The 23896-nt window shown below is 60.0% G+C and carries 22 protein-coding genes and 2 pseudogenes; 13 read left to right on the forward strand and 11 right to left on the reverse strand.

What is annotated here, in order from left to right; all coding sequences use genetic code 11:
• The first annotated feature begins 447 nt into the window (after positions 1-447).
• Positions 448-918, forward strand: coding sequence for a DUF1289 domain-containing protein (locus HXW87_RS15090; protein ID WP_041067373.1), 471 nt, complete (start codon positions 448-450; stop codon positions 916-918).
• A 208-nt stretch (positions 919-1126) separates the two neighbouring features.
• Here HXW87_RS15090 and HXW87_RS15095 read toward each other — a convergent pair whose 3' ends face one another.
• Positions 1127-1990, reverse strand: coding sequence for a universal stress protein (locus tag HXW87_RS15095; RefSeq protein ID WP_041067371.1), 864 nt, complete (start codon positions 1988-1990; stop codon positions 1127-1129).
• Positions 1991-2149: 159 nt separating this feature from the next.
• On the opposite strand from HXW87_RS15095, the gene miaE reads away from it, so the two are divergent.
• The 3 genes from miaE to HXW87_RS15110 all read left to right on the forward strand — a co-directional run bounded on the left by miaE (position 2150) and on the right by HXW87_RS15110 (position 4971).
• Entirely contained in the window at positions 2150-2758 is a 609-nt protein-coding gene (gene miaE, locus HXW87_RS15100) for a tRNA isopentenyl-2-thiomethyl-A-37 hydroxylase MiaE (protein WP_047293644.1), read from the forward strand.
• A 218-nt stretch (positions 2759-2976) separates the two neighbouring features.
• Positions 2977-3684, forward strand: a complete 708-nt coding sequence (locus HXW87_RS15105; protein ID WP_239776470.1) for a response regulator — start codon at positions 2977-2979, stop codon at positions 3682-3684.
• Positions 3685-4971 carry an ATP-binding protein gene (locus HXW87_RS15110; protein ID WP_239776471.1) on the forward strand — a complete coding sequence of 429 codons (1287 nt, stop codon included), beginning with the start codon at positions 3685-3687 and terminating at the stop codon, positions 4969-4971.
• A gap of 124 nt (positions 4972-5095) precedes the next feature.
• Here the strand turns inward: HXW87_RS15110 and HXW87_RS15115 are convergent, their stop codons facing one another.
• Positions 5096-5584: a GFA family protein gene (locus tag HXW87_RS15115; protein WP_239776472.1), complete on the reverse strand. Its 489-nt coding sequence runs from the start codon at positions 5582-5584 to the stop codon at positions 5096-5098.
• Between the two features lie 209 nt (positions 5585-5793).
• Here HXW87_RS15115 and HXW87_RS29490 point away from each other — a divergent pair.
• From HXW87_RS29490 to HXW87_RS15130, 3 genes and pseudogenes are all read left to right on the forward strand, one after another.
• Positions 5794-6114 (forward strand): annotated as a pseudogene (locus HXW87_RS29490) (LysR family transcriptional regulator); the annotation flags it as partial.
• Positions 6113-6589, forward strand: a pseudogene (locus HXW87_RS15125) (agmatine deiminase family protein); the annotation flags it as partial. The pseudogenes HXW87_RS29490 and HXW87_RS15125, both read left to right, overlap by 2 nt.
• A 2-nt stretch (positions 6590-6591) precedes the next feature.
• Positions 6592-7689 carry an extracellular solute-binding protein gene (locus tag HXW87_RS15130; RefSeq protein WP_041067353.1) on the forward strand — a complete coding sequence of 366 codons (1098 nt, stop codon included), beginning with the start codon at positions 6592-6594 and terminating at the stop codon, positions 7687-7689.
• A gap of 147 nt (positions 7690-7836) precedes the next feature.
• Here HXW87_RS15130 and HXW87_RS15135 read toward each other — a convergent pair whose 3' ends face one another.
• Genes HXW87_RS15135 through HXW87_RS15145 form a run of 3 tightly spaced genes read right to left on the reverse strand, consistent with a single transcriptional unit; the run spans position 7837 to position 10370 of the window.
• Positions 7837-8457, reverse strand: a complete 621-nt coding sequence (locus tag HXW87_RS15135; protein WP_047293656.1) for a DNA-3-methyladenine glycosylase — start codon at positions 8455-8457, stop codon at positions 7837-7839.
• Between the two features lies 1 nt (position 8458).
• On the reverse strand, positions 8459-9256 hold the full coding sequence (locus HXW87_RS15140) for an isocitrate lyase/phosphoenolpyruvate mutase family protein (protein ID WP_047293658.1): 798 nt from the start codon (positions 9254-9256) through the stop codon (positions 8459-8461).
• A gap of 31 nt (positions 9257-9287) precedes the next feature.
• On the reverse strand, positions 9288-10370 hold the full coding sequence (locus HXW87_RS15145; RefSeq protein WP_239776473.1) for a bifunctional transcriptional activator/DNA repair protein Ada: 1083 nt from the start codon (positions 10368-10370) through the stop codon (positions 9288-9290).
• A 184-nt stretch (positions 10371-10554) separates the two neighbouring features.
• Here HXW87_RS15145 and HXW87_RS15150 point away from each other — a divergent pair, with 184 nt between their 5' ends.
• On the forward strand, positions 10555-10968 hold the full coding sequence (locus tag HXW87_RS15150) for a VOC family protein (protein WP_239776474.1): 414 nt from the start codon (positions 10555-10557) through the stop codon (positions 10966-10968).
• Here the strand turns inward: HXW87_RS15150 and HXW87_RS15155 are convergent.
• Complete coding sequence (locus HXW87_RS15155) at positions 10965-11585, reverse strand: LysE family translocator (protein ID WP_239776475.1); 621 nt, start codon at positions 11583-11585, stop codon at positions 10965-10967. The genes HXW87_RS15150 and HXW87_RS15155 overlap by 4 nt on opposite strands.
• Before the next feature lie 274 nt (positions 11586-11859).
• Here HXW87_RS15155 and HXW87_RS15160 point away from each other — a divergent pair, with 274 nt between their 5' ends.
• Entirely contained in the window at positions 11860-12474 is a 615-nt protein-coding gene (locus tag HXW87_RS15160) for a biliverdin-producing heme oxygenase (protein ID WP_121185960.1), read from the forward strand.
• The gene (locus HXW87_RS15165) at positions 12471-14717 is read left to right on the forward strand and encodes an ATP-binding protein (RefSeq protein ID WP_239776476.1); all 2247 of its coding nucleotides are present in this window, start codon (positions 12471-12473) and stop codon (positions 14715-14717) included. The genes HXW87_RS15160 and HXW87_RS15165 overlap by 4 nt, the downstream gene beginning before the upstream one ends.
• Before the next feature lie 42 nt (positions 14718-14759).
• Here the strand turns inward: HXW87_RS15165 and HXW87_RS15170 are convergent, their stop codons facing one another.
• A complete protein-coding gene (locus tag HXW87_RS15170; protein ID WP_239776477.1) occupies positions 14760-18701 on the reverse strand; it encodes a hypothetical protein in 3942 nt (1313 codons plus the stop codon).
• 50 nt (positions 18702-18751) lie between these two features.
• Between HXW87_RS15170 and HXW87_RS15175 the strand changes: the two genes are divergently transcribed.
• On the forward strand, positions 18752-19339 hold the full coding sequence (locus HXW87_RS15175) for a LysE family translocator (RefSeq protein ID WP_108182964.1): 588 nt from the start codon (positions 18752-18754) through the stop codon (positions 19337-19339).
• A gap of 15 nt (positions 19340-19354) precedes the next feature.
• On the opposite strand, the gene HXW87_RS15180 is transcribed toward HXW87_RS15175, so the two are convergent.
• The 3 genes from HXW87_RS15180 to HXW87_RS15190 form a co-directional block, all read right to left on the reverse strand.
• Positions 19355-20188: an AraC family transcriptional regulator gene (locus HXW87_RS15180; RefSeq protein ID WP_182404352.1), complete on the reverse strand. Its 834-nt coding sequence runs from the start codon at positions 20186-20188 to the stop codon at positions 19355-19357.
• Positions 20189-20223: 35 nt separating this feature from the next.
• Positions 20224-20727 (reverse strand): VOC family protein, encoded by a 504-nt coding sequence (locus tag HXW87_RS15185; RefSeq protein ID WP_239776478.1) that lies wholly within the window; start codon positions 20725-20727, stop codon positions 20224-20226.
• Positions 20728-20943: 216 nt separating this feature from the next.
• Positions 20944-21612, reverse strand: a complete 669-nt coding sequence (locus HXW87_RS15190) for a class I SAM-dependent methyltransferase (protein WP_239776479.1) — start codon at positions 21610-21612, stop codon at positions 20944-20946.
• Between the two features lie 84 nt (positions 21613-21696).
• On the opposite strand from HXW87_RS15190, the gene HXW87_RS15195 reads away from it, so the two are divergent.
• Positions 21697-22089: a GFA family protein gene (locus tag HXW87_RS15195; protein ID WP_239776480.1), complete on the forward strand. Its 393-nt coding sequence runs from the start codon at positions 21697-21699 to the stop codon at positions 22087-22089.
• Between the two features lie 261 nt (positions 22090-22350).
• On the opposite strand, the gene HXW87_RS15200 is transcribed toward HXW87_RS15195, so the two are convergent.
• Entirely contained in the window at positions 22351-23181 is an 831-nt protein-coding gene (locus HXW87_RS15200; RefSeq protein WP_239776481.1) for an alpha/beta hydrolase, read from the reverse strand.
• Positions 23182-23432: 251 nt separating this feature from the next.
• Here HXW87_RS15200 and HXW87_RS15205 point away from each other — a divergent pair, with 251 nt between their 5' ends.
• Positions 23433-23888: a (2Fe-2S)-binding protein gene (locus HXW87_RS15205; RefSeq protein WP_025111491.1), complete on the forward strand. Its 456-nt coding sequence runs from the start codon at positions 23433-23435 to the stop codon at positions 23886-23888.
• The last annotated feature ends 8 nt before the right edge of the window (positions 23889-23896 follow it).

The raw sequence follows: 23896 nt of genomic DNA on the forward strand, positions 1-23896 counted from the left end.
GTCCCAAATGGGTGTCCGGGACGCTCATCCCGAAATTGCCGTACTCATGCACCGCACGACGTTGTGAGTCGTTTGGCCAGAATTACCGGCAATTCCTTACAGAAGCTGCTTTCAAAGTTTTACGCCTGCAGAACGGGGAGCTGATGAGGGTTGGCGTTGGGCTTTTCCCCGCTGGAAAAACCCTTCGCCAACACCGCTCTGAAGGAACGACTGTGCTCGTGACGCTTTGAAAACAGCTTCTAACGGACATTGGCGCCTTAAAAGGCTGGCTGATTCTACGGCAAAAAAAATTTAAAGGTAAGTCGCGCTCTATTGGACTTTGGTGGCGTTGTGCACGGGCGCGCCAAACCGCGATCCAGCGCTTGCCCCTGACGTTTGAGGGGTGATCAATGGCCGACAAAGGGCTAACATGCCGACCTGTTCCGCGTTTCAGTGTTTTGCCAATTTATGCCCAATCAGACCATCAAGACCCCCTGCGTCGGCCTCTGCTCCACTGTTTACGGAGATCTGGTGTGCCGTGGCTGCAAGCGTTTCCACCACGAAGTGATCCACTGGAACGGTTACGGCGAGGAGGAAAAGCGTGCGGTGTGGTTGCGTCTGGAGCAATTGCTGTCACAAGTGATGGCGAGCAAGGTCGAGATCTTCGATTCGGCGCGTCTGCGCCAGCAGCTGGAACAGCGCAAGATCCGCTTTGTACCGCATCAGTCGGAATATTGCTGGGCCTATCAGCTGATCGCTCGCGGGGCGCGGGTGATCATTAATCTGGAGGCCTACGGGATGGTGTTGCTGCCGGAGTTCCGCGACTGGAACCTGCCGGAACTGCGGGATGCCATTGATCGGGAATTCTTCCTGTTGTCGGAAGCGCATTATCAGCGCTATATCGCACCGGGCTTTCTCAAGGACGCCTTCGGCGCCTAGCAGCTTCGCGAGCAGGCTCGCTCCCACAATGAACGGAGTGGAATGCAAATATTGTGGGAGCTGGCTTGCCAGCGATGAGGGCGGTGCATCCAATATCAATGTTGACGGACCCACCGCTATCGCTGGCAAGCCAGCTCCCACAGGGATATGCATTCCAACGGTGGGAGCGAGCCTGCTCGCGAAGGCGCTGGTTCAGGCACCGTAATCCTCAGTGTTTCACCGCCAACTCCACCAGATGATCCTCAACCTCCTGCGGCTTGAGCACCAGCACGTCGCTTTCCAGTGCATCCAGCACCACTTCAGCGGTATTGCCGATCAACGCGCCCGACAACCCGCTGCGCGCTACGGTGCCGATCACGGTCACCGCCGCCTGCAGCTTGTGCGCCATGAACGGAATCAACACATCCGCCGGGCCTTCCTCGATATGCAGGTGCTCGTCGTCCACATCGAACTCGGCCTGAAACGCCTTGCACTGCTCGCGGTACCGCGCTTCGATGGTTTCCTTGAGCTGGAAGGTCGGATCCGCGGCCGAGAGCATGGGCGACGGATGCGCCGTGATCACATGCAGATGCGCCTTGGCCAGGCTGGCAATGTCGTAGCCATGATCAATGATCGTGGTGTGCAAATGCCGGTGTTCGCCATCGGCATTGCCCACATCCACAGCCGCAAGAATCACTCGGTCTTTCCAGGAGGTGGATGTTTTCACCAACAGCACCGGAGTCGGGCAGTGGCGCAGCAGTTTCCAGTCGGCCGGGGTCAGCAGGGCCTTTTTCAGCGCGCTGTCGGGATAGTGCTGTTTGATCACCAGCCCGCAACCTTCGGCCTGCTGCACGTCGATGATGGTCTCGTGCAGGCTTTCGTTCCACGCCTGTTCGGTGGTCACGCTGTAGCCATCCGCCAACAGCGCGGCTTTGAGCACGCCAAGCATGCCGGCATGGTCGTGCTTGCGGTCACACACCAGCAGGTGCAGATGGGCCTGGGTCACGCCGGCGATCAACTTGGCGCGCTTTAGCGCCAGGCTTTCCGAGTGTTCGGGTTCGATGACCACCAGAATGCTGCGAATGGCTTGCATGAGCGGAGTCTCCAGCAAAGAAAAGGCACGGCGTTGCACAACTATAGTTGCTGCTCATGCGCCTGCGACTTGATGCATATCAACGCCTGCGACTGGTGGTCTGCGGGCAGGCCGGTATAATCGGCGGCCTTTGCTCGTACACCTTTTACCGTGAGCCTCATGATCCTTCCCGAAATCCACGAATTCCTTGGCTGCCGCACACCCGACGCCTGGGTCCAGGCGGCACTGGCCGATCAGGAAACCCTGCTGATCGACCACAAGAACTGCGAGTTCAAGGCCGCCAGCACCGCGCTGAGCCTGATTGCCAAGTACCATTCCCACGTCGACCTGATCAACATGATGTCGCGTCTGGCCCGGGAAGAACTGGTGCACCACGAACAGGTCATGCGCCTCATGAAACGCCGCAAGATCGAGCTGCGCCAGCTGCACGCCGGGCGCTACGCCTCGGGACTGCGCAAAGTGGTGCGCAGCCACGAGCCGGTGAAACTGGTGGATACGCTGGTGGTCGGCGCATTCATCGAAGCGCGCAGTTGTGAGCGTTTCGAAGCGCTGGTGCCGCATCTGGACGAAGAACTCGGCAAGTTCTATTTCGGCCTGCTGAAAAGCGAGGCGCGGCACTTCCAGGGTTATCTGAAACTGGCTTACCAGTACGGCGACGCGAAGGACATTGCTCAGGTGATCGACAAGGTGCGTGCTGCCGAGCAGGAACTGATCGAGTCGCCGGACGACGAGTTCCGCTTTCACAGCGGTGTGCCGGCTGCCGCATAACCTGTAGGAGCTGCCGAAGGCTGCGATCTGTTGATCTTGTTTCAAAAATCAAAAGATCGCAGCCTTCGGCAGCTCCTACTTGTTAAAAACTCTTAAGAGTATGAAATATCACCGAAAACCGGCCCCTGCGGCCGGTTTTTGTTGCCCGAAACAACGCCTTGCGAACGATTGCCGCCATACTGTCGACCATTTCACACATGGGTTGGCAGACGGTCGTTATGGATAACCTGGGTTTTGGCAAAGTCCTGCTGGTCGAAGACGATGAACGTCTGGCCACGCTGATTGCGCACTTTCTCGAGCAGCATGGCTACGAGGTGCGCGCGGTGCATCGCGGCGATCAGGCGGTGGCCGCGTTTCTCGAATTCCAGCCCAAAGTGGTGGTGCTTGATCTGATGCTGCCGGGGCAGAGCGGGCTGCACGTGTGCCGGGAAATCCGCAGCGTGTCGGACACGCCGATTGTCATCCTCACCGCCAAGGAAGACGACCTCGACCACATTCTCGGCCTGGAATCCGGCGCCGACGATTACGTGATCAAGCCGATCAAGCCGCCGGTATTACTCGCCCGGCTACGCGCCTTGCAGCGTCGGCAGATGCCGGAGGCCGGCGTGGTCAGTGCGCTGGAATTCGGCCGCTTGAGCATCGACCGCAGCTGCCGCGAAGTGCGGCTGGCTGGCGAGATCATCGAAATGACCACCATGGAATTCGAGCTGCTGTGGCTGCTGGCCAGCGCCGCCGGCAAAACCCTGTCCCGCGATGACATTCTCAACCGCATGCGCGGTATCGCCTTCGACGGGCTCAATCGCAGCGTCGACGTGTACATCAGCAAGTTGCGCAACAAACTCAAGGACAATCCCCGTGAGCCGGTGTGCATCAAGACCGTGTGGGGCAAGGGTTACCTGTTCAATCCATTCGCGTGGGAGCTGTAGATGCTGCGGTTATTCCTCGGGCTGTTTCTGGTGATGACGGTGGGCCTGGTCCTGGCCCTGCAAACTGTCGAACACACCTTCAACGCGTTGCTCGACAACCAGATGCAGGCCTACAACCGTGAGGCGGTGCGCGGGCAGGCGTGGTCACTGGTCGAGCACATGCGCGATCAGCAAGGCGCGGCCCGAGAACAGCAGCTGGAAGCGTTGCGCCCGCACTACGGCTTGTCGCTGAAGCTGATCGAAGCCGATCAACTGGACCTCAGCACCGAGGAGAAGGCCGAACTGGCGCAAAACCTGTTGGTGATCCGCGACAACTACACCCAGTTCATCAGCAACATCGACGGTGGCTCGCAACTGCTCAGCATCAAGCTGCCGCCCGAGCCGAGCCTGATGCCGTTCTACATCGCGGTGGCTTATGCGATGCTCGCGGTGCTGATCGGTATCGTCCTGTTCTTCTGGGTACGCCCGCACTGGCGCGATCTGGAAAAACTGCGTCTGGCCGCCGAGCGCTTTGGCGATAACGATCTGTCGATGCGCATTCAACTGTCGAAACGCTCGAACATTCGCGATCTGGCGGAACACTTCAACCTGATGGCGGCGCGCATCGAGAGCCTGATCGCCAATCAGCGCGAGCTGACCAACGCGGTCTCCCACGAATTGCGTACGCCAATTGCACGGCTGTCGTTTGAACTCGACCAACTCAAGCAACAGCCGGATGCCAACCAGAACCGCGAACTGATCGCCGACATGTACGCCGACCTCGGCGAGCTGGAAGAAATGGTCTCCGAACTGCTGACCTACGCCAGCCTCGAACGCGGTGCGACGGTGATCAAGCGCGAAAACATTCAAGCGGCCAACTGGCTCGACAGCGTGGTCGGCAGCGTTGCGCTGGAGGCGGAAGCGGCGGGGGTGCAGTTGCTGATTGGTGACTGCCGGCTCGACACCGTGCGCATCGAGCCGCGGTTCATGGCGCGGGCGGTGATCAATCTGCTGCGTAATGCCATTCGTTATGCCGAGCAGCGGGTCGAAGTGACGCTGGTGCGCAGCGGCGATTACTACGAAGTGCGGGTCAACGACGATGGCCCGGGGGTGCCAGTGGAGGGCCGGGAGAAAATTTTCGAACCGTTCTCGCGACTGGATGCCAGCCGCGACCGGCGTACCGGTGGCTTTGGGCTGGGCCTGGCGTTGGTGCGACGGGTGTCGCAGTCCCATGGCGGGCAGGTCGAGGTCGGGGAATCGGTGTGGGGTGGGGCGTCGTTCCGGATGACCTGGGCGCATTTGGACTGATCTGCGTTGTCGGTTCCGGCCCTATCGCTGGCAAGCCAGCTCCCACAGGTTCCTCGGCGTACGCAAAACCTGTGGGAGCTGGCTTGCCAGCGATAGGGCCATCAAAGCCAGCGCAAATCCATGCTCATTTGACCAACCTCAATCGCTCATGCCACTGCGCAATCGACTCTTCGGGATACACCGCAAACTGTTTGTCCTTGGGCTTGGCATCCACTTCGACCCAAGGCGCCTTCGACCCCAGCATCAAATGCGTGTATTGCGGCGGTACCGGCAGCGGCGTATCGATGGCCGAGGCGAACGGGTGAATCAGCTCCGGCCACTCAGGGCTGAACAACCATAAACCGCTGCCGCACTGTGAGCAGAAATGCCGTTCGGCTGTGCTGCGATGGGCACGTTTGTCACCTTCGTCCTTCATCTTCGCGTGGTAGATGCTGATGTGCTTGCGCCCCTGAACCTTGAGGCTGGCCGCGTCGCCACCCAGGTTGATCGCGTAACCGCCACCGCCCTGGGTCTTGCGGCAGATCGAGCAGTAGCAGCGTTGATAGGGATAGGGATGGGCGCTGGTCAGGCTGAAGGTGACGGCGCCGCAGTGGCAAGAGCCTTCGAGGTGCATGAGGGGCCTCCGGTTGGCTGAAGTGGTGTGGTTGAGCCTAGAAGGTTTGTGGCGATCATGCAGACGCGTTCGCGAGCAGGCTCGCTCCCACAGGGGGAACGCATTCAAGAATGTGGGAGCGAGCCTGCTCGCGAATAACGATAACTCGGTCGCACTGGACGCCCACCGCCAGCCCGGTCAGCATGTCCCCAAAAAAGGCACCCCAACCCATGCGAAGACTCCCCTCACTGGCCGCCCTCAGAACCTTCGAATGCGCCGCCCGCCACGCGCATTTCGGCCGGGCTGCCGCCGAGTTGTGCGTCACCGACAGCGCGGTCAGCCACCAGATCCGTCAGCTCGAAGAGCAGCTCGGCGTCTCGCTGTTCATCCGCGAAGGCCGGCAGATCCGCCCGACCATCGCCGCCGGGCGCCTGATGCAGAGCCTGCAGCAGGCCTTCGAATTGATCGGCGAGGCCTGCGATGAACTGCGCGATCCATCCTCGCTGGCGGTCGTGCGTCTGGCGGTCACCGCCGAGCTGGCGCAGAAGTGGCCATGTCGATGACCTCGCGTGCTTCGTCCGCCCCGGCGAAGTGGTGTTGCAATGGACTGACAACCGCGATGACCCGCAATGGGAAATCTATCAGGAGGCCTACGACATCCTGCGCAGCACCCGCGACAGTCGAGGTCGCGCGTTGATCGTGCACAAACTGCCGCAACCGGACGTGCTGGAGTGGACCGCCGAGGAAGCCGAAGGCCTCGATCAGCAGGACAGCACCCATACCCGTCAGGCCGGCACCAGAATCTGCGCGTCGTACATCAACTACTACGCCGGCAACAGTTCGATCGTGGTGCCACTGTTCGGTGATCGCAACGATCAGGTGGCCATGGCGACCCTCGCCGAACTGTTCCCGCAGCACCAGATTGTCGGCATCGAAAACTCCCGGGAAATCCTCCTCGGCGGCGGCAACGTCGCGTGCATCACCATGCCGCAATACGCCGGCACGCCAAACATCAAGGGGATGTGATGATGGGCCTGCACAAACTGACTCAAGCGTTATTGCTGGTGCTTGCACCCCTGTGTGTGCAGGCCGCCGACGCCGCCAGACCGGTGGTCAATCTGTACATCTGGGGCGAGTACCTGGCCCCGGATACGCTGAAGAATTTTGAAGCGCAGACCGGCATTCAGGTGGTCGCCGATCACTTCGATTCGCTGGAAACCGTGGAAACCAAACTGCTCACCGGGCGCAGCGGTTATGACCTGGTGCTGACCGCCGGCCAGCACCTGTCGCGGGCCATCGAGAGTGGTGCGATCCAGCCGCTGGACAAGGCGCAAGTGCCGCACTTTGCCGGGGTTGGCGAGGAGTTTCGCCAGCACATGGCGGTGTTCGATCCGGGCAACCGCTACGCCGGGATTTACGCCTGGGGCACCACGGGGGTGGGCTATCAGGAACAGGCGATCAAGCAGCGTCTACCGCAGGCGCCGACCGACAGTTGGGCGATGCTGTTTGACCCGGCCGTGGTGGCGAAATTTGCCGATTGCGGGGTCAGTCTGCTCAACGATCCGAACGAAGTGTTCGCGGCGGTCATGAAGTACATGGGCCTGGACATCAACCGGCAGAACCTCGATGACCTGAAACTCGCCGAGCAGCAACTGGCGAAGATCCGCCCGTACATCCGTTACTTCGACAACGACCTGAACATCAGCGACCTGGCCAACGGCAACACCTGCGTGGCGATGTCATGGAACGGCAACGTGGCGATTGCAGCAGGGCAGGCGCAAGCGGCGAACAAGCCGTTCCAGCTCAGTTACCGCATCCCCAAAGAAGGTACGTTGATCTGGTTTGACGCCATGGTCATTCCCAAGGATGCGCCGCATCCGCAGGCCGGGCTGGCGTTGATGGATTATCTGATGACGCCTGAGGTGATCGCGCCGATCACTGACACCATCCACTACGCCAATGCGATCACGGCGGCGGATGCTTTGGTTGACGCGTCGATCCGTAATGATCCGGGGACGTACCCGTCAGCGGCGGTGCGGGCTTCGCTATACAGCAAGAACGACAATGGCAAGGCGTTCAATCGGGCTTTGATTCGGGCGTTCAGCAAGTTGAAGTCAGGTCTGTGATTTGAGGTTGAATCAACTGGTGCCTTCGCGAGCAGGCTCGCTCCCGCCTTTGCAATGCATTCCCCTGTAGGACCTGCCGCAGGCTGCGATCTCTTGAAAAGCAAGATCAAAAGATCGTCCGATCGCGGCCCGAACCTGCGGCAGCTCCTACAGGGTTTTTGGTACGCGCCACAGGTACCAGGCCGCCACCGTCCGATACGGGCTCCACGCCAAGCCGATCTCGATCATTTGCTTGCGCGTCGGCTGCACCTCCAGCCCCTTCAATCGGCGATAGCCCTCGCGCACGCCAAAGTCATCCGCCGGCAAAATATCCATGCGCTCCAGGCTGTAGATCAGCAGCATCTCCACCGTCCAGCGGCCAACCCCGCGCAGGCTGACCAGACGTTCAATCAACGTCTCGTCGTCCATCGCCAGCGCGGTGGGGTAGTCCGGTACCACGCCGTCCAGCGTTGCCTGGGCGATGCCCTGAATCGTTGCAATCTTGCCCGCCGAAAAGCCGCAGCCGCGCAGTTGATCAAAGTCGGTCGCGAGAATCTGTTCAGGCCGGGGAAACGTCTGTCCGGGAAACAACGCCACCAGGCGCCCGACAATCGCGTCCCCGGCCTTGGCGTGCAGTTGCTGATAGGCAATCGCCCGCACCAGCGACTGATACGGATCACGCGTCGGGTGCGGTTGATGCAGGCAGGGGCCGACGGCGGCAATGTGGCGCTGCCAGTCCTCGTCGAGCGCGGCCAGAAACTCACTGGCCGCCTGATAACGATCCGGCATGCTATTTCAGCAGACCGTTGACTTCGCCGTAGGTCAGCGCTTTCAGATCATGGGTATCGAGCTTGCCACTGGCGAGGAAGCTTTTCACCAGCGCACCCATCGCGCCATAGAGGAATTCGGCGATCCCGGACCCGGCGCTCAAGCGCCGCACGCCCAGGGCGTGCAGCTCGGTCGGCGAGGGCAGGCAGGCGAAGCCGAGCACGTTCACCGGCAGTGACGTGCCCTTGCAGATTGCCTCGATTTCATAAGCGGCGGTCACGCCAGCGGCAAACAGCCCATCAGCCCCAGCCGCCTGATACAACGCCGAACGGCGCAGGGTTTCGGCGACACGATCCTCGGCCGGTACCAGACCCTTGAGGTAGACGTCCGTGCGGGCGTTGATGAACAGCTTCACATTGCGCTTGCGAGCGGCTTCGCGGGCGACTTCGATCTTGCGCGCCAACAGTTCCGGGGCGCCGCTGCCGTCCTCGATATTGATCCCGACCGCACCTGCAGCGAGCACCGCATCAATGACTTCGGTCACGCGCCCGAGGTCATCGGAATAACCGGCCTCGATGTCCACGCTCAGCGGCACCTGGATCACCCGCGCGATGGATTCCACGGTTGAAATCAACCGTTCAAGGGGCAGGGTGTTGCCGTCTGGGTAGCCATGCGCCCACGCGACTGCCGCGCTGCTGGTCGCGACCGCTTTACCGCCCGCGTGCTCGACCAGTCGCGCGCCAGTGGCGTCGGCGACGTTGGTCAGGATCAGTAGACCTTCCTGGTGTAACTGGTGGAACCGAGTGTCGAGCGCGTTCATCGAGATTCCTTCTTGTGAGTGGTGCAAAGCGTCAGAAAGCCAGGGGTTGCGTGAGCTGCACCGCAGCGTTTTCCAGCCTCAGCAGAAACGCCTTGCGCGGCTGCCCACCACCATAGCCGGTCAGTGAGCCATCCGCGCCAATCACGCGATGGCACGGCACCACGATCGACAACCGATTGTGCCCGTTGGCCAACCCCACCGCGCGACTGGCGCCGGGTTTGCCCAAACGTGCCGCGATGGCACCGTAGGTGCTGGTGTGGCCGTAGGGGATGTTCAGCAGTTCGTTCCAGACTTGCCGGTCGAACGTGCTGCCGGGCAGGTGCAGTGGCACGCTGAAGGAGCTGCGGGTGCCGGCGAAATATTCCTTCAGTTGTTGTTCGATCTGCTGCAGATGGGCATCGTGCCCCGGTGCGACCACGTAGCCGTGACGGGCCTGCAATTCCTCAACCTCGCGGGTCAGCGCCGGGCGGTCGAGAAACTCCAGCAACACCAGTCCCCGACGTTCGGCCATGGCAATCATCGGCCCCAGTGGTGTGGTCAGGCGGGTGAACAGCAGCGGTTCACTGTTGGCCGCGCGTCCCGGGGTGATGTGGAAGGATTTTTGGAATGCGTCACGAAAACCGCTGAGCGATTCATAGCCGGAATCGAATGCCGCGTGATCAATCGAGGCGCCCTGGCGAATGCCACCCAGCGCCATGCCGAGCCGGCGCGTGCGCAGCCATGCATGGAAGGTCATGCCGAAATGCTGCTTGAACCAGCGTCGCAGCTTCAGCGGTTCGATGCCTTCGGCCAGCAACTGGGCGTCACTCCAGCGCACCTCCGGGTCGGCATCGACGGCTTTGAGCAGGCGCTGCACCCAATCGGGTGCGATGGCTGCAGCGTCCAGTGGTTTGCAGCGCAGGCAGGCGCGATAACCGGCGCTCAGGCACTCATCGGCATGGGCGAAAAATTCGACGTTTTCCGGCTTCGGCTTGCGCGCCGTGCAACTGGGGCGGCAGAAGATCCCGGTGGTTTTCACGGCCGTGAAGAACACCCCCTCGTAGGCGGTGTCGCGTTCGAGCATGGCGCGAACCATCTCGGCGTGGGGCGGCAGCAGTGCGGTTTGTATGTTCATGGCCAGAGCTTAAATCCAGGATTTCGATGGCTCCACCGAAAAATCGACAGTGAATTTCCAGAACCTCTGAACTACCGTGTAGGAGCTGCCGCAGGCTGCGATCTTTTGATCTTGTTTCTTAAAATCAAAAGCAAAAGATCGCAGCCTGCGGCAGCTCCTACAGAGTGGGTGAGGTGTCGAGTTTATGCATCCGTTTTCGATTCAACATATTGATCACATCGTCCTGCGCGTCGCCGATCTGCAGCGCAGTATCGATTTTTACCGCCAGGTCTTTGGTGCCGAGGTGGTCAGGCACAACGAGCCGCTGGGTCTGGTGCACCTGCGCGCCGGGACTTCGATGATCGATCTCGTCGACTTGCAAGGCGAGCTGGGCAGGAAGGGCGGCGCTGCCGCCGGGACCGAGCGGCGCAACGTCGATCACTTCTGCCTGCGCATCGAGCCGTTCGATGAATTTGCGCTGACCGAGCACTTGCAGGCACACGGTCTGACCGTGGAAAAAGCCGCCCGACGCTTCGGCGCCGAAGGCTACGGCCTGTCGCTGTATTGCTTCGACCCGGACGGCAATCAGGTCGAACTCAAAGGCCCGTCCGAGGCTTAAGCGCGCTTGGCGAACAACAGCACTGAAGCGGCCGCCGACAGCAGCCCTGCACAGCAACGGTTGAAGATCCGTTTACCGCGCGGCTCGGCGAACCAGCGGCGCATGTGCAGGCCCATCCACGCATAGGCACCGATCGCGATCCATTCCAGTAGCAGGAACAGTGCGCCGAGCACGGCGAATTGCGCCGGCACCGGGCGGCTCGGGTCGACGAATTGCGGCAGGAACGCGGTGAACAGCAAAATCGCTTTCGGATTGCCCGCCGCCACCAGAAACTCCTGACGCGCCAGGCGCCAGAATCCCACCGACGCTCCCGCCACTTGCTGCTCGGCCTCGGGATTGGCGCGCCACAGTTGCCAGGCCAGGTACAGCAGATACGCCGCGCCGATGATCTTGATCGCATGGAACAGCCATTCCGAGGTCTGCAGCACCACTGACAGTCCGGCGCCGGCGAGGGCGATCATCCCGGCGAAGGCGATAATCCGCCCGATACCGGCGGCGCAGGCCCGGCGATAGCCATAGCGGGTGGCATTGCTGACCGACAGCAAATTGTTCGGGCCGGGGGCCATGTTCAAGGCAAAGCAGGCCGGCAGAAACAGCGTAAGCGTGGCGAGATCCATGGATGTGGGCTCCAGAAGCGATGCCGCTTTTTTATCACAGGCGGCGGCCGCGTTGACCCATACAGTCTCGCGGCGCTGTCGCGGTACAGCCTTGGCAGTTCCTTCAATCCAGTCGAACTTTTCCGATTGGCCGGAACTCTCAAAAGTCTGAAGGCGCTGGTTTCGTCAGAAAAATCTATGCGCCAAGTCAGAAAAAGGCGTTTGCCGTGTAATATTCGTCCAAAGCTGCAAACACCCTGCCGGCCCCGAAGCGGCCCCACCAAGAGCGATTTACATGCAAGCAAAGGCCCGTGAAGTTTATGTGCCGCCGGTGCTGCAAGATCTGCGAGCCGGCACTGCCGAACTGCACATCGCACTGGAAAAACGTCTTCCTTTTTTCTCCAATACCCTCGATTTCAAGGCTTTCGTACGGTTGATGCAGGCTTATTACGGCTTTTATCGGCCACTGGAAAACGCATTGCTCGACAGCGGCGCGATCCCGGTGGATTTCGATCTTGCGCCACGCCTCAAATCGCAGATTTTGCTCGATGATTTGCAGGCTCTGAGTCTGACGACCGAGAACATCGCCCGTTTGCCACAGTGTCAGACGTTGCCCGTGATCGACTCCGGGCCGACTTGCCTGGGTGTGCTGTACGTGCTGGAAGGGGCAACCCTCGGCGGGCAGATCCTGCGTCGCGAAATCGCTTCGCGGTTGCGTCTGGACGCCGACAACGGCGCGGCATTCCTCGACGTTTACGGCGCTGCCACCGGCCGCCGCTGGCGCGATTTCATTGATTACCTGGGCAGTCGACCGCTGAGTGCGGATGAACGTGAAGCCGTGGTTGCGGCGGCCCAATCCACATTCAGTTGTTTCGAGCGCTGGCTCGAAAGCCGGGAGGTACTGGCATGAACCCGCAAGACCAAGAAGCCTTTGAAGAACTGCTGGCCAACTGTGCCGACGAACCGATCCGCTTTCCGGGTGCCATCCAGCCCCATGGCCTGTTGCTGACCCTGAGCGAGCCGGCGCTGGACATCATTCAGATCAGCGCCAACGTCGAGACCCTGCTGGCACGCCCGGCGCAAGAACTGATCGGCCAGCCGCTGCACAGTCTGTTGGGTGAAGCACCTACCGCCGCTGTGCGCGAAGCGCTGCAGCAACCGCTGATCGCCGATGCCGGACCGCTGCATTTCCGCCTCAACGGCACCGCGTTCGAAGGTCTGCTGCACCGTCATCAAGGCGTGTTGATTCTGGAACTGGAAATCCACGTCGAAAACTTCCAGCCGCGTAACGTCGCCGGCAACCAGACCCATCTGGGACGCATGCTCCAGCGCTTGCAGGCAGCCACCACATTGCAGGCGCTGTATGACATCAGCGTCAAGGAAATCCAGGCGATGACCGGTTACGACCGGGTGCTGATCTACCGCTTCGAAGAGGAGGGCCACGGCCAGGTGATCGCCGAGGCGTCCGATCCGTCGATGGAAGTGTTCAACGGTCTGTTCTTCCCGGCTTCGGACATCCCCGAGCAAGCGCGCGAGCTGTACCGCACCAACTGGCTGCGGATCATCCCGAATGCCGATTATCAGCCAGTGCCGCTGGTGCCCAAGCTGCGCCCGGACACCCAGACCCCGCTGGACCTGAGTTTCGCCACCCTGCGCAGTGTCTCGCCGATTCATTGTCAGTACATGAAAAACATGGGCGTTCTGTCGTCGATGAGCATCTCGCTGCTCAAGGGTGACAAACTCTGGGGCCTGATCAGCTGTGGCAACCGCCAGCCGCTGCATGTGCCGCACGAGTTGCGCAGTGCCTGTCAGACCATCGGTCAGGTGCTGTCGCTGCAGATCAGCGCGATGGAGGCGCTGGAACTCAGCCGTCAGCGTGAAGAAAAGGTCGAGGCGCTGGCGTTGCTCAATCAGGCCATGATCGACTCGCCGCAAAACGTCTTCGATGGTCTGGCGCAACAGCCGCAAGTGTTGATGGCACTGGCCGGGGCCGGGGGCATTGCGATCATCGAAGACAAGCAGTTGCACCGTTACGGCAACTGCCCGGAACCGGAAGACATTCGCGCCCTGCACAAGTGGCTGCAGGAAACCGGCGAGCCGGTGTTCGCCAGTCATCATTTGGCCAGCGTCTATCCGCCGGCCGCGCAGTTTCAGCAAGTGGCCAGCGGCGTGCTCGCCATGAGCCTGCCCAAACCGGTGGACAACGGCGTGTTGTGGTTCCGCCCCGAGGTCAAGGAGAACATCAACTGGAGCGGTGATCCGCGCAAGCCGCTGGACCTGGAAAACTCCGATGCCGGCCTGCGTCTGCGCCCGCGCACCTCGTTCGAAATCTGGAAAGTCGAGATGGCCGGGATCTCCACCAAGTGGAGCCACGGCGATCTGTTTGCGGCCAATGACCTGCGCCGCTCGGCACTGGAAAACGACCTGGCCCGGCAGGTGCGCCGCGAGCAGGAGGCGGTGCGCGCCCGGGATGAGCTGGTGGCAGTGGTTTCCCACGACTTGCGCAATCCGATGACCGTGATTTCCATGCTCTGCGGCATGATGCAGAAGACCTTCAGTTCCGACGGCCCGCACACCTCGCGGCGCATCTCCACCGCGATCGACACCATGCAGCAGGCGGCCGGGCGGATGAACACGCTGCTCGAAGACTTGCTCGATACCTCGAAAATCGACGCCGGGCGCTACACCATCGCCCCGCAGACCCTGGACGTCGGGCAGATGTTCGAGGAAACGCAATCCCTGCTGGGGCCGCTGGCGCTGGACAAGGACATCAGCATCTCGTTCCAGGCCGACCCCGACCTGAAAATCCATGCCGACCCGGAGCGCCTGTTTCAGGTGCTGTCGAACCTGATCGGCAACGCGATCAAGTTCACCCCGCGCAAAGGTTCGGTGGGCGTGCTGGCCAAGTCTGACGGCAAGGAAATCGTGTTTACCGTGCGCGATACCGGTGAAGGCATTCCCAAGGAAAACCTGGCGCGGGTGTTTGACCGCTACTGGACGGTGAAGGAGGGCAACCCGACCGGAACCGGACTGGGTCTGTACATCACGCAGGGGATTGTTGAAGCTCACGGCGGACGCATCGAGGCCAGCAGTGAGCCGGGTGAGGGCACGGAGTTTCGGTTTACCGTGCCGGCGATGCTTACCGGTGAATGAGAAAATCCGTGCCTCGTTAAACGGGGCACGGATTTTGAGTGGTCAGCCCAGATCGCTCAACGACATGAACACGTGTTTCGGCATCGGTACAAATCGCTGGTTGCGCAGTTGGCTGATCGCATACACCGCACTCGCGGTACGACCATTGCCGTCGCCGAAGCCTTGAAACCCGGCGATGGCCGCCAGCAAGTGTTTGTCGAAGTGCTCATGAGCGGCATCAAGCGTTTTCAGGTGTTGCTCCAGCAAGGCAAAACCGCTGACGCTGCTGCCATACTTTGACGGCGCACCCGCCTCGCGCACGGACCCAGCCAGTTGAGGAACCAGTCGGCCGTGGATCTCTCTGACCACGGTCGCATCGGTCAGGGATCTGTTGTTGCCCGCATACTCACGCAGGATCGCCACAATGTGTGCCAGTTCGTTGTCGGAGGTCGAGCCTTTGACCATCCACGCCCCGGCTCGCTGCGCATTGTCGGAGAAACCCTGCGGGTTGAACGACGATTCGGGCATCACATCGGTGTAGGGCGGCTTGCCAAGATCCAGCTTCAAGACGTTTTGCTGATGATTCTTGAGGTAGATGATTTTCTTTGATTCAAGCTCGGCCATGAACCCGAGTGTGTCGGAATAGTCACGGGCTTTTGTAGTGAACTTCGTTCCATTGAACCTGGGGCCCTTGCTTTTTGTGAACGTGATCAATACATCGTTCGCTGCGGCATGGCCTATTAACGATTCCAGTTGCTGGAATCCCTTTGACGGCGCAGCCGCTTCCCTCGTTGCAGTATTGAAAAGATGCTGCAGCTCTGTCGCATTGCTGCCCTTGGGGACGGATATAACGTCCTGACTCAGTCGTGTGACGATCTGTTCGACAGTTTCCAGAGCGTCATCCTTGAACAGTGCCCGCGCATGAGCCACCGTCGGCAGGGTCATGCGAATCTCGGCCGCCGCCCCGGACTTGCTCAACGCTTTGACCAGGTCGTAGGAGCCACTGCTGGTGGTCGTCAGTCGACGCAACTGGCGGGCGGCTGTCATGCTGATCGAACTGCCAGCCTGGCTGAGTTTCAGCGCGCCTTTGCCTGCCAGCTTCCCGGCGCCGACGATCACTTGGGGAACACCGTCGACGGGGTTGAAGATTGACACCAGAACACTGCCGGCCACGCGCCCCAGGCTGAGCAGCCTGGTGCTGCTTGCCACTGCCTTTGCCAGCGCACCGGCCGCGCCGATAAAGACGAAGGACACCGCGAGGGCGTCGATGACGCAACTGAAGGCGGCCCCGCTGCGTTTATCCGGATCATCCGAAGTCAGTTGCTGGATACAGCCTCTGAATGGAATGAAGATATTCAGAATGATGTTGGCAACGCGCTCGTACGCTTCCTGCTTTTCCTCGTATTCAGTCTGGTCATAGCCCATCCGGTAGTATTCGTCGTAGGTGATCGGCGGGTTCTTTTGCGCAATGAAGTCGGCAATGTCTTTCAGCCTCGGCGATTGGTAACTTTCCATTGGCGATGTGTACCAGGCTGACTCTTTGTCGTATGGCGCAAATTGACCAAACCGATCAAGCAGCATGCCGAACTCGTGAACATCTGCATGTTCGGCCAGTTCCCAGTGGCGGCGCGGCAGTAGTTTATTGATGTCTGCCTGTTCGCTCTGGGAAGGCGTTGCACCCTGAAAGTACGCCGCGTGCTCGGTAATGATGTTTTCCAGATAGGTAAGGCGCGGGAAGTTCCCGTTCTTGCCGTTGGTCGCTCCGTCGAAGCTTGCTGTGTCTTCGTTAAATATATGACCGCTGGCGAAAGCCTCGGCCAGGCGATCGCTTTTGCGGCACAGTCCTTGTAACGGGAACAACTCATAGCAATGGTTTTTCGATTGGTGACGGCACAGGATGACCACCCCGTGCGGCGAGAAGTGGTCGGCGCTGTGCCCGGGGATATTGCGGTTACCGCGCACCAGGTAGAGCGTTAATGCGCCCTGTGTCAGTGCTTCTCGATCACTCAGGCCGAGGCGGGAAAATGCCAGCCGGATCATGGTGCTGATTCCCGACTTGAAGGTTTCGTGCTGCCCCTTGATCTTTGCGGCATACAATTGATTGACTGGCGCAAGGCTGGCCAATGTCGGATGCACGTCGTGCAAATTGCGCCGGGTCGATGTGCTGGTGAGGTTTTTACGGTGTAACTGGTTGGCAAGGTAAAGATTGATCACCGTGTCGCTGATCAGTCCCCCTTTATTGTGCGGCGAACGAAATACCTCCTGATGGTGGTTGATGTCGGCATCGAACAGCGTTTGCTGCGCCAGGTTCCTTCGGCTGGCCGGCGCAGTGGTTATAGACTTCAGTGCCGCCTCCAGTTCATCGGCATATGTGTTGTAGTGATTCATTGCCGCTGTTGCGATTTGTGCTTCGGATAATGTCGAATCTTCACGGAGCATCACTTCGTTGATGTTTGCCCAATCCAGCACGCACTGCAGATTGAGTAATTGATGCAGGGAGCGTTGTGCATCGCTGAGCGGCGCCAGTTCGGCAAATTTCATCAGTTGCTCATAAGACAGTTTGCGCGACAACCCGGGAGCGATCCTTTCTGTCAGCATGACCGCCTTGCGCAACATGACCCAGCCTGGTGAGCCGATCAGCAGTGTCGGCGGGGTAACGACCAGAAACTCTGGTGATTGCCCCGCCAGCACCAGTTCCACTGCCAGGTAAGCGGCAAACAGACTGACGCGGTTGATCTGCTCAAAGTGGCGCTTGAGACGAGTCCGCGCCTGCGCCGGGGTTTCATGCACATACAGCGATTCATAACGCAGACTTCGATGAGTTTCGACCCGTTCCTCCGAGCCCATGTCCAGGTCCAGCACGACCGCGGCCAGCAACAGCCGGCTGCGGGTGACCTCCGTTAATGTGGGGGCCTTGCCTTCGATCAGAAGTGCATCGAAACAGCTCTGAGCCAGACGGTGTGCCTCGCTCGTTTGCATCAAATACTCCCACGCCAGTCGCGGATCTTCCTGCAGCAAGGCGCCGCTTTTTCTCTTGAGCACCACATCCGTCAGGTAGTTGATCAACGGTTCGGAATGCCGCCCCAGGTCGGCCATCAACTTTCGCACGACCTGCATGATCACAGGATACTGTGCGGGCTCGATGATCAGGGCTACATCCTGAGTCTCTTCGGAAATGCCCCAGTAGTTAGCGAATTTTGGCGGCGCGGGCATTTTGAAGTTCAGGCAGTCGATCAAGTTTGCAAGGTCTGCGTAGTCGTTGGGCGGATCGATTTCCTGAAACGCCAGCCAGTTGCGCAGTGGCACGGTGGCGCTGGAGGAAATAATGCCGCCAGAACGCCATGCGGTTTTCGACAAGAGTTCGATATCGTTCCGTAAAGATTCGATCTCATACAGTTCGTCGGTAATGATGGTGGATTGGATGTAAAAGCCCGTAGCACCGAATTCCTCATAGGCGGCGTAAACTTCACCATTGCTTCTGACCATGAAAAAGTGATCGGCAGGAAGGTCGAAGGAGGCAATGAATTCAATGAATTCCGGATGTTTGCTGAGTGAGCGCAGCAATAATTTGCCAGCGAGATGTTCGCTGTCGAAACGACTTCCCGACACCACTTCCGTGGCGAGTTGCATGAGGTCTTCTTCAGCACGAAAAGATTGTCGAAGGAAATTTCGGTTCTCCAGAGCCCTGGCGATTTTCAATCGTTCTACTTCGTCGGCCGATGCAGGGGTCGTTGCAAAAAGGTTGCGGTTAATATCCATATTGAGTTGTTCTGGTCCGTGTTGGTTAGTGCGGCAATCAGCCAGGTTAACGTGGCTGGTTGTGAAGGGGTCGGGAATATAAAACATCGAGCAAAGTTGGTTTTTTGTTTTAAGTTGCAAGTTGTTTTTGAAAGTGCCGAGATGTCTGTTTGAGGTATTAAGTGGCAACAGAAACTTCGTCGCCGGTTTCAATGGCCTGAGTGGTGGCGCGGGTCGTGGGTGATTTTGTTCAATACGCGGGCGCACGGCGCTGTCTACTGTTGGCTCCTTGTTCCCCAATTTGCAGCAGGTGCGTAATGAGTCTGATTGTGTCGATGGCGGCGTTTGCGCTGGTGGCATCCATAACCCCGGGGCCGGTAAATATCGTCGCGCTGAGTTCCGGGGCGCAATACGGCTTTCGGGCCAGTCAGCGGCATGTGGCGGGGGCGACGCTGGGCTTTGTGCTGTTGCTGGTGCTGATGGGGTTGGGCCTGCATGAAGTCCTGAAACTGTGGCCATTCCTGACCCGGGTGGTGCAATTGGCCGGGGTGGCGTTTCTGTTGTTCATGGCCTGGAAGCTGGCTGCCGATGACGGCCAGTTGCATGCCGGCGAAGCGGGGCGGGCGCCGTCGATGCTGTACGGCGCGGTGATGCAATGGCTCAACCCGAAAGCGTGGCTGGCCTGTGTGGCAGGGATGGGCGCGTTTGTCGCCGATGGCGAGGCGCGGCTGGTCTGGCAGTTCGCCGCAGTGTATCTGGTGATCTGTTATCTGTCGGTCGGTTGCTGGGTGTACGCCGGAACGTTTTTGCGGGGGTATCTGGGCAATCCGGCGGGGATGCGCCTGTTCAATCGCTTGATGGCCTTGTTGCTGGCGGCGAGCGCGGTTTATCTGCTGTTGCCGTGAGCCCGAAGTCGATGGTCAGCCGCGATATTGGCCGGGTGTCGCGGCCAGATGCTGTTTGAACGCGCGCTGAAAATGCGCCTGATCGGCAAACCCTGCTTCCAGTGCAACATCGGCAATCAGCTGGCCGCTGCGCAGGCGTTCGCGGGCAAACTGGATGCGCTGGTTGACCAGAAACGCGTGCGGCGTCATGCCGTAATGCTGCTTGAATGCGCGGATCAGATACGACGCTGATAACTGCGCCGCCGTGCAGATGTCCTCCAGGCTGAGCAGGTCAGTGCAATGTTCGCGGATGAAATCGGCGGCGCGTTCGAGCTTGAAATTCGGTTCGCGCAGCGCCGGTTCAGCCGGGTTCAGGCGCCATTGCAAATCACTGAAAAACTCCACCGCTGCGCTGTGTTTACGCTGTGCGTCCTGCTGCTCATCGACCAATAGGGCGTAAAGCCCTTGCAGGTCACGAAACAGTCGCAGGTCATCCAGGTGCGTGGTGGCAAATCGGCGAAACTCAAGTTCGGCACTGAACCCCAACTGATGCTGCAGATCGGTCAGCCATGGCGTATCGACATACAACATCAAGTACGACCACGGCTGATCATCGATCGGATTGCAGGCATGCACGTCGCCCGGATTCATCAGCACCACGGTGCCGGCGGCCACTTCGAATGTCGATTGCTCATGCACATAAATGCTGCGCCCGGCCGTGATCGCGCCGATGGAAAAGTGCGCATGGGAATGGCGTGAGTAGCAGACCTCACGACCATCGGCGATGGCCCGCGCTTCGATGAAGGGCAGGGCATCGTCCCGCCAGAAGCGTGGGGCTTTTTGAGGATTTTTGGCGGCAGCGTGTTTCATCGTTATGGTTCCCGGCAGGCCAGACCCGGAGTGTATTAGCTCTGGCCGGCAAAGGCCCGCTCCAGTTCAGCGATGTCGAGTTTTTTCATCGTGAACATGGCCTGCATTGCCCGTTGCGACTTGCTGGTGTCAGGGTCCTGCATCATGTGCATGAACGCCACCGGCACGATCTGCCACGACACGCCGAACCTGTCCTTGAGCCAGCCGCATTGCTGGGCCTCGACCGGGCCACCGGCCGACAGGTTGCCCCAGAAGTGGTCGATTTCTTCCTGATTCTGGCAGTTGACCTGAAACGAAATCGCCTCGCTGAACTTGAACATCGGCCCGCCATTGAGACCGGTGAAACTGTGGCCGTCGAGTTCGAAACTGACGGTCATCACCGCGCCTTCCGGCTTGCCGTGGAATTGCTCGCCGACCTTGCTGTAGTGGGTCAGTCCGGTGATTTTCGAATGATCGAAGATCGAGCAATAGAACTTCGCAGCCGCTTCGGCCTGATCATCGAACCACAGGCACGGTGTGATTTTCTGGAAACGTTGCATGGCAGTCATCCTCGGCAGGTTAGACACGCGGGATTTACAGCGTAGTCAGTCCTTGGTCGACTGGCGGTGCCGTAGATCGACAACTGAAGCATCAGACGCCAAACAATGTGGGAGCGAGCCTGCTCGCGAAAGCGTCGGCACATGCGGCAACGAGCCTGTCAGACACTCCGCATTCGCGAGCAGGCTCGCTCCCACAAGGGGCTCGAGTTACCCCGGTCAGCGCCGTTCGGCGACCATCAGCAGCGATTGCGGCACGGGGCTTTGCGGATGCTGCGGCTCCTGCAAACCGAGCATGTGAAACCCGGCCATGTCCAGCGCGTTGCACCAGCTCGACAGCGTGCGGAAATACCACGGCATCGGCTGCCACTGGCCCTTGAACGCGGCGAACGATTCTTCACGCCAGCCATCCTGATAATTTCCGGCCGCCACGGCCCACGGATGCAGGGTCTGAATGATGATGGCGCCGCCGGGAACCAGCAACGCATGCATCGCAGCAAGCAGCGGGATGATGTCCTGATGCAGTAGCGAAAAGTTGGCACAGATCAAATCGTAATCACGGCCAACATCAATCTCGGCGTCGACCAGCGCCGCGTAACGGGCGACATGCACCTTTGTCGAACCGGCCGCACGTGCCGCCTCGATCAGACTCGCATCGCCGTCGACACCCGCCGCATCAATGCCGCGATCCGCCAGCGCGCGCAACAACCAGCCTTCGCCGCAACCCAGATCCAGCACGCGTTCCGGTTGGCGGCCCATGATCGCCAGCAGGATTGCCTGATCGGTGACCTGCTGACGGCTTTCGATGGCACCGCTGCGGATCACCTCGATCCAGGCTTCAGCGTTGGCGTGCCAGCTCTGCAACAAGGTGGATTCAAGGGAGGGCATGGCGCTGTCTCCGAAATTGTGAGCGTTCGCTTGTACGGCTGCTATGTTCAAAGGCTGAACAAAGTCTGGCAGAGGATAGACACCATGACCCCATTAACCGGCGGTTGCCTGTGCGGCGACGTTCGCTTCGAAGCCGCGGGCCAACCTTACCGCATCGGCATTTGCCATTGCCTCGACTGCCGCAAACATCACGGCGCATTGTTTCATGCTTCGGCGATATTTCCCGAGAAGGCGGTGACCGTCAGCGGGACTCTCGGCGAGTATCAAGGGCGGGTCTTTTGCCCGCGCTGTGGTTCGCCGGTACTAGCGCGTTCGGGGGATGAGATTGAAGTGAATGTCGGCTCGCTGGACGCGCCGAACCAGTTCAAACCGACTTATGAGCTGTGGACCATCCGCCGCGAGGCCTGGTTACCGGCGCTGCCACTGGCGCACCATTACCAACGTGATCGCGAAGGGACGGGCCGTACCGAGGCGTAGTACGCAGTCAAGCCAATCACCCAGTCCCCTGTGGGAGCGAGCCTGCTCGCGAATGCGGGGGGGCAGCCAACCCATGACTGACTGACCGATTGCCTTCGCCAGCAGGCTCGCTCCCACACGGTTTCTGGTGTGACAGAGTATGCAGCAGGCATCTGAAAACCTGTGGGAGCTGGCTTGCCAGCGATGAGGCCGGCACATCCACAGTTGATGTTGCCTGACCCACCGTCATCGCTGGCAAGCCAGCTCCCACAATGATGTGTGTCAGCCGCGAATAAACGCCAACAAATCCGCATTGATCGTCGCCGCCTCGGTTGTCGGCATCCCGTGCGGAAAGCCCGGATACGACTTCAGCGTGCCATTTGGCAGCAGTTTCGCCGATAAAGGCCCCGAGTTCGCATACGGCACGATCTGGTCGTCCTCGCCATGCATCACCAGCACCGGTACGGTGACCTTCTTCAGGTCTTCGGTGAAGTCGGTCTGCGAGAAGGCAACGATCCCGTCGTAATGCGCCTTGGCGCCGCCGATCATGCCCTGACGCCACCAGTTGCCGATGATCCCTTCCGAAGATTTTGCTCCCGGGCGGTTGTAGCCATAGAAAGGACCGCTGGGAATGTCGCGATAGAACTGCGCGCGATTGGCCGCCAGTTGTGCCTGAAAATCATCGAACACCGATTTCGGCAAACCACCGGGATTGCTTTCGGTCTGGACCATCAACGGTGGCACCGCGCTGATCAGCACGCCTTTGGCCACGTTGTCCTGCCCATGCCGGGCGATGTAGTGGATGACCTCACCGCCGCCGGTGGAGTGGCCGACGTGCACCACGTTCTTCACCCCCAGATGCTGAACCACCGCCAGCGCATCGTCGGCGTAATGATCCATGTCGTGGCCGTCCCAGACCTGGCTCGATCGCCCGTGCCCGCGCCGGTCATGGGCAATCACCCGAAAGCCCTGGGCCAGAAAGAACAGCATCTGCGCATCCCAGTCGTCCGAGCTGAGTGGCCAGCCGTGGTGGAAGTGGATCACCGGAGCGTCCTTCGGGCCCCAGTCCTTGTAGAAGATATCGACGCCGTCTTGAGTAGTGACAAATCCCATGTTCGCGACTCCTGACCAATGTGATGGGTGACCGCGCTCGTCGCAGGCCGGTGGTGCTGGCTCGGGTGAGCGCCGTTATCAGCCAGAAGATTAAAGTCGACATTTTTACGTTGAGGCATGACCGGTGGTCGCAACGCCTGGCTTGCGGCGCAATTTGGGCTTTGCTGAAAGGGATAAGCCGAGGCGCGCACAGGCTTCGATGGCCGTAGCGACGCCCCTTCAGAACACCGTGAGTCTGAGGAAAACCCCCGATGCTGACCTTGAATATCAATGGCAAGGATCAGGAACTCGATGTGCCGGCAGACATGCCGCTGCTCTGGGTCCTGCGTGATGTGGCGCACCTGACCGGTACCAAATTCGGCTGTGGCATGGCCCAGTGCGGCGCCTGCACCGTTCACGTGGATGGGGCACCGTTGCGTGCCTGCATCACGCCCGCCACTGCCGTGGCCAACGGCCAGAAAATCCTCACCATCGAAGGCCTGTCCACCGACGGCTCGCACCCGGTGCAGCAAGCCTGGGCCGAACTGGATGTGGTGCAATGCGGTTACTGTCAGTCCGGGCAGATCATGTCTGCCGCGGCGCTGCTGGCGAAAATCCCCAAACCTACCGACAGCGATATCGATCAGGCGCTCTCCGGCAACATTTGCCGCTGCGGCACCTATCCGCGAATCCGCGCAGCAGTGAAACGTGCGGCCGAAATTGGCTGATTGGGAGA

Source organism: Pseudomonas sp. Y5-11 (assembly GCF_022368695.1).
Taxonomy (GTDB): domain Bacteria; phylum Pseudomonadota; class Gammaproteobacteria; order Pseudomonadales; family Pseudomonadaceae; genus Aquipseudomonas; species Aquipseudomonas parakoreensis.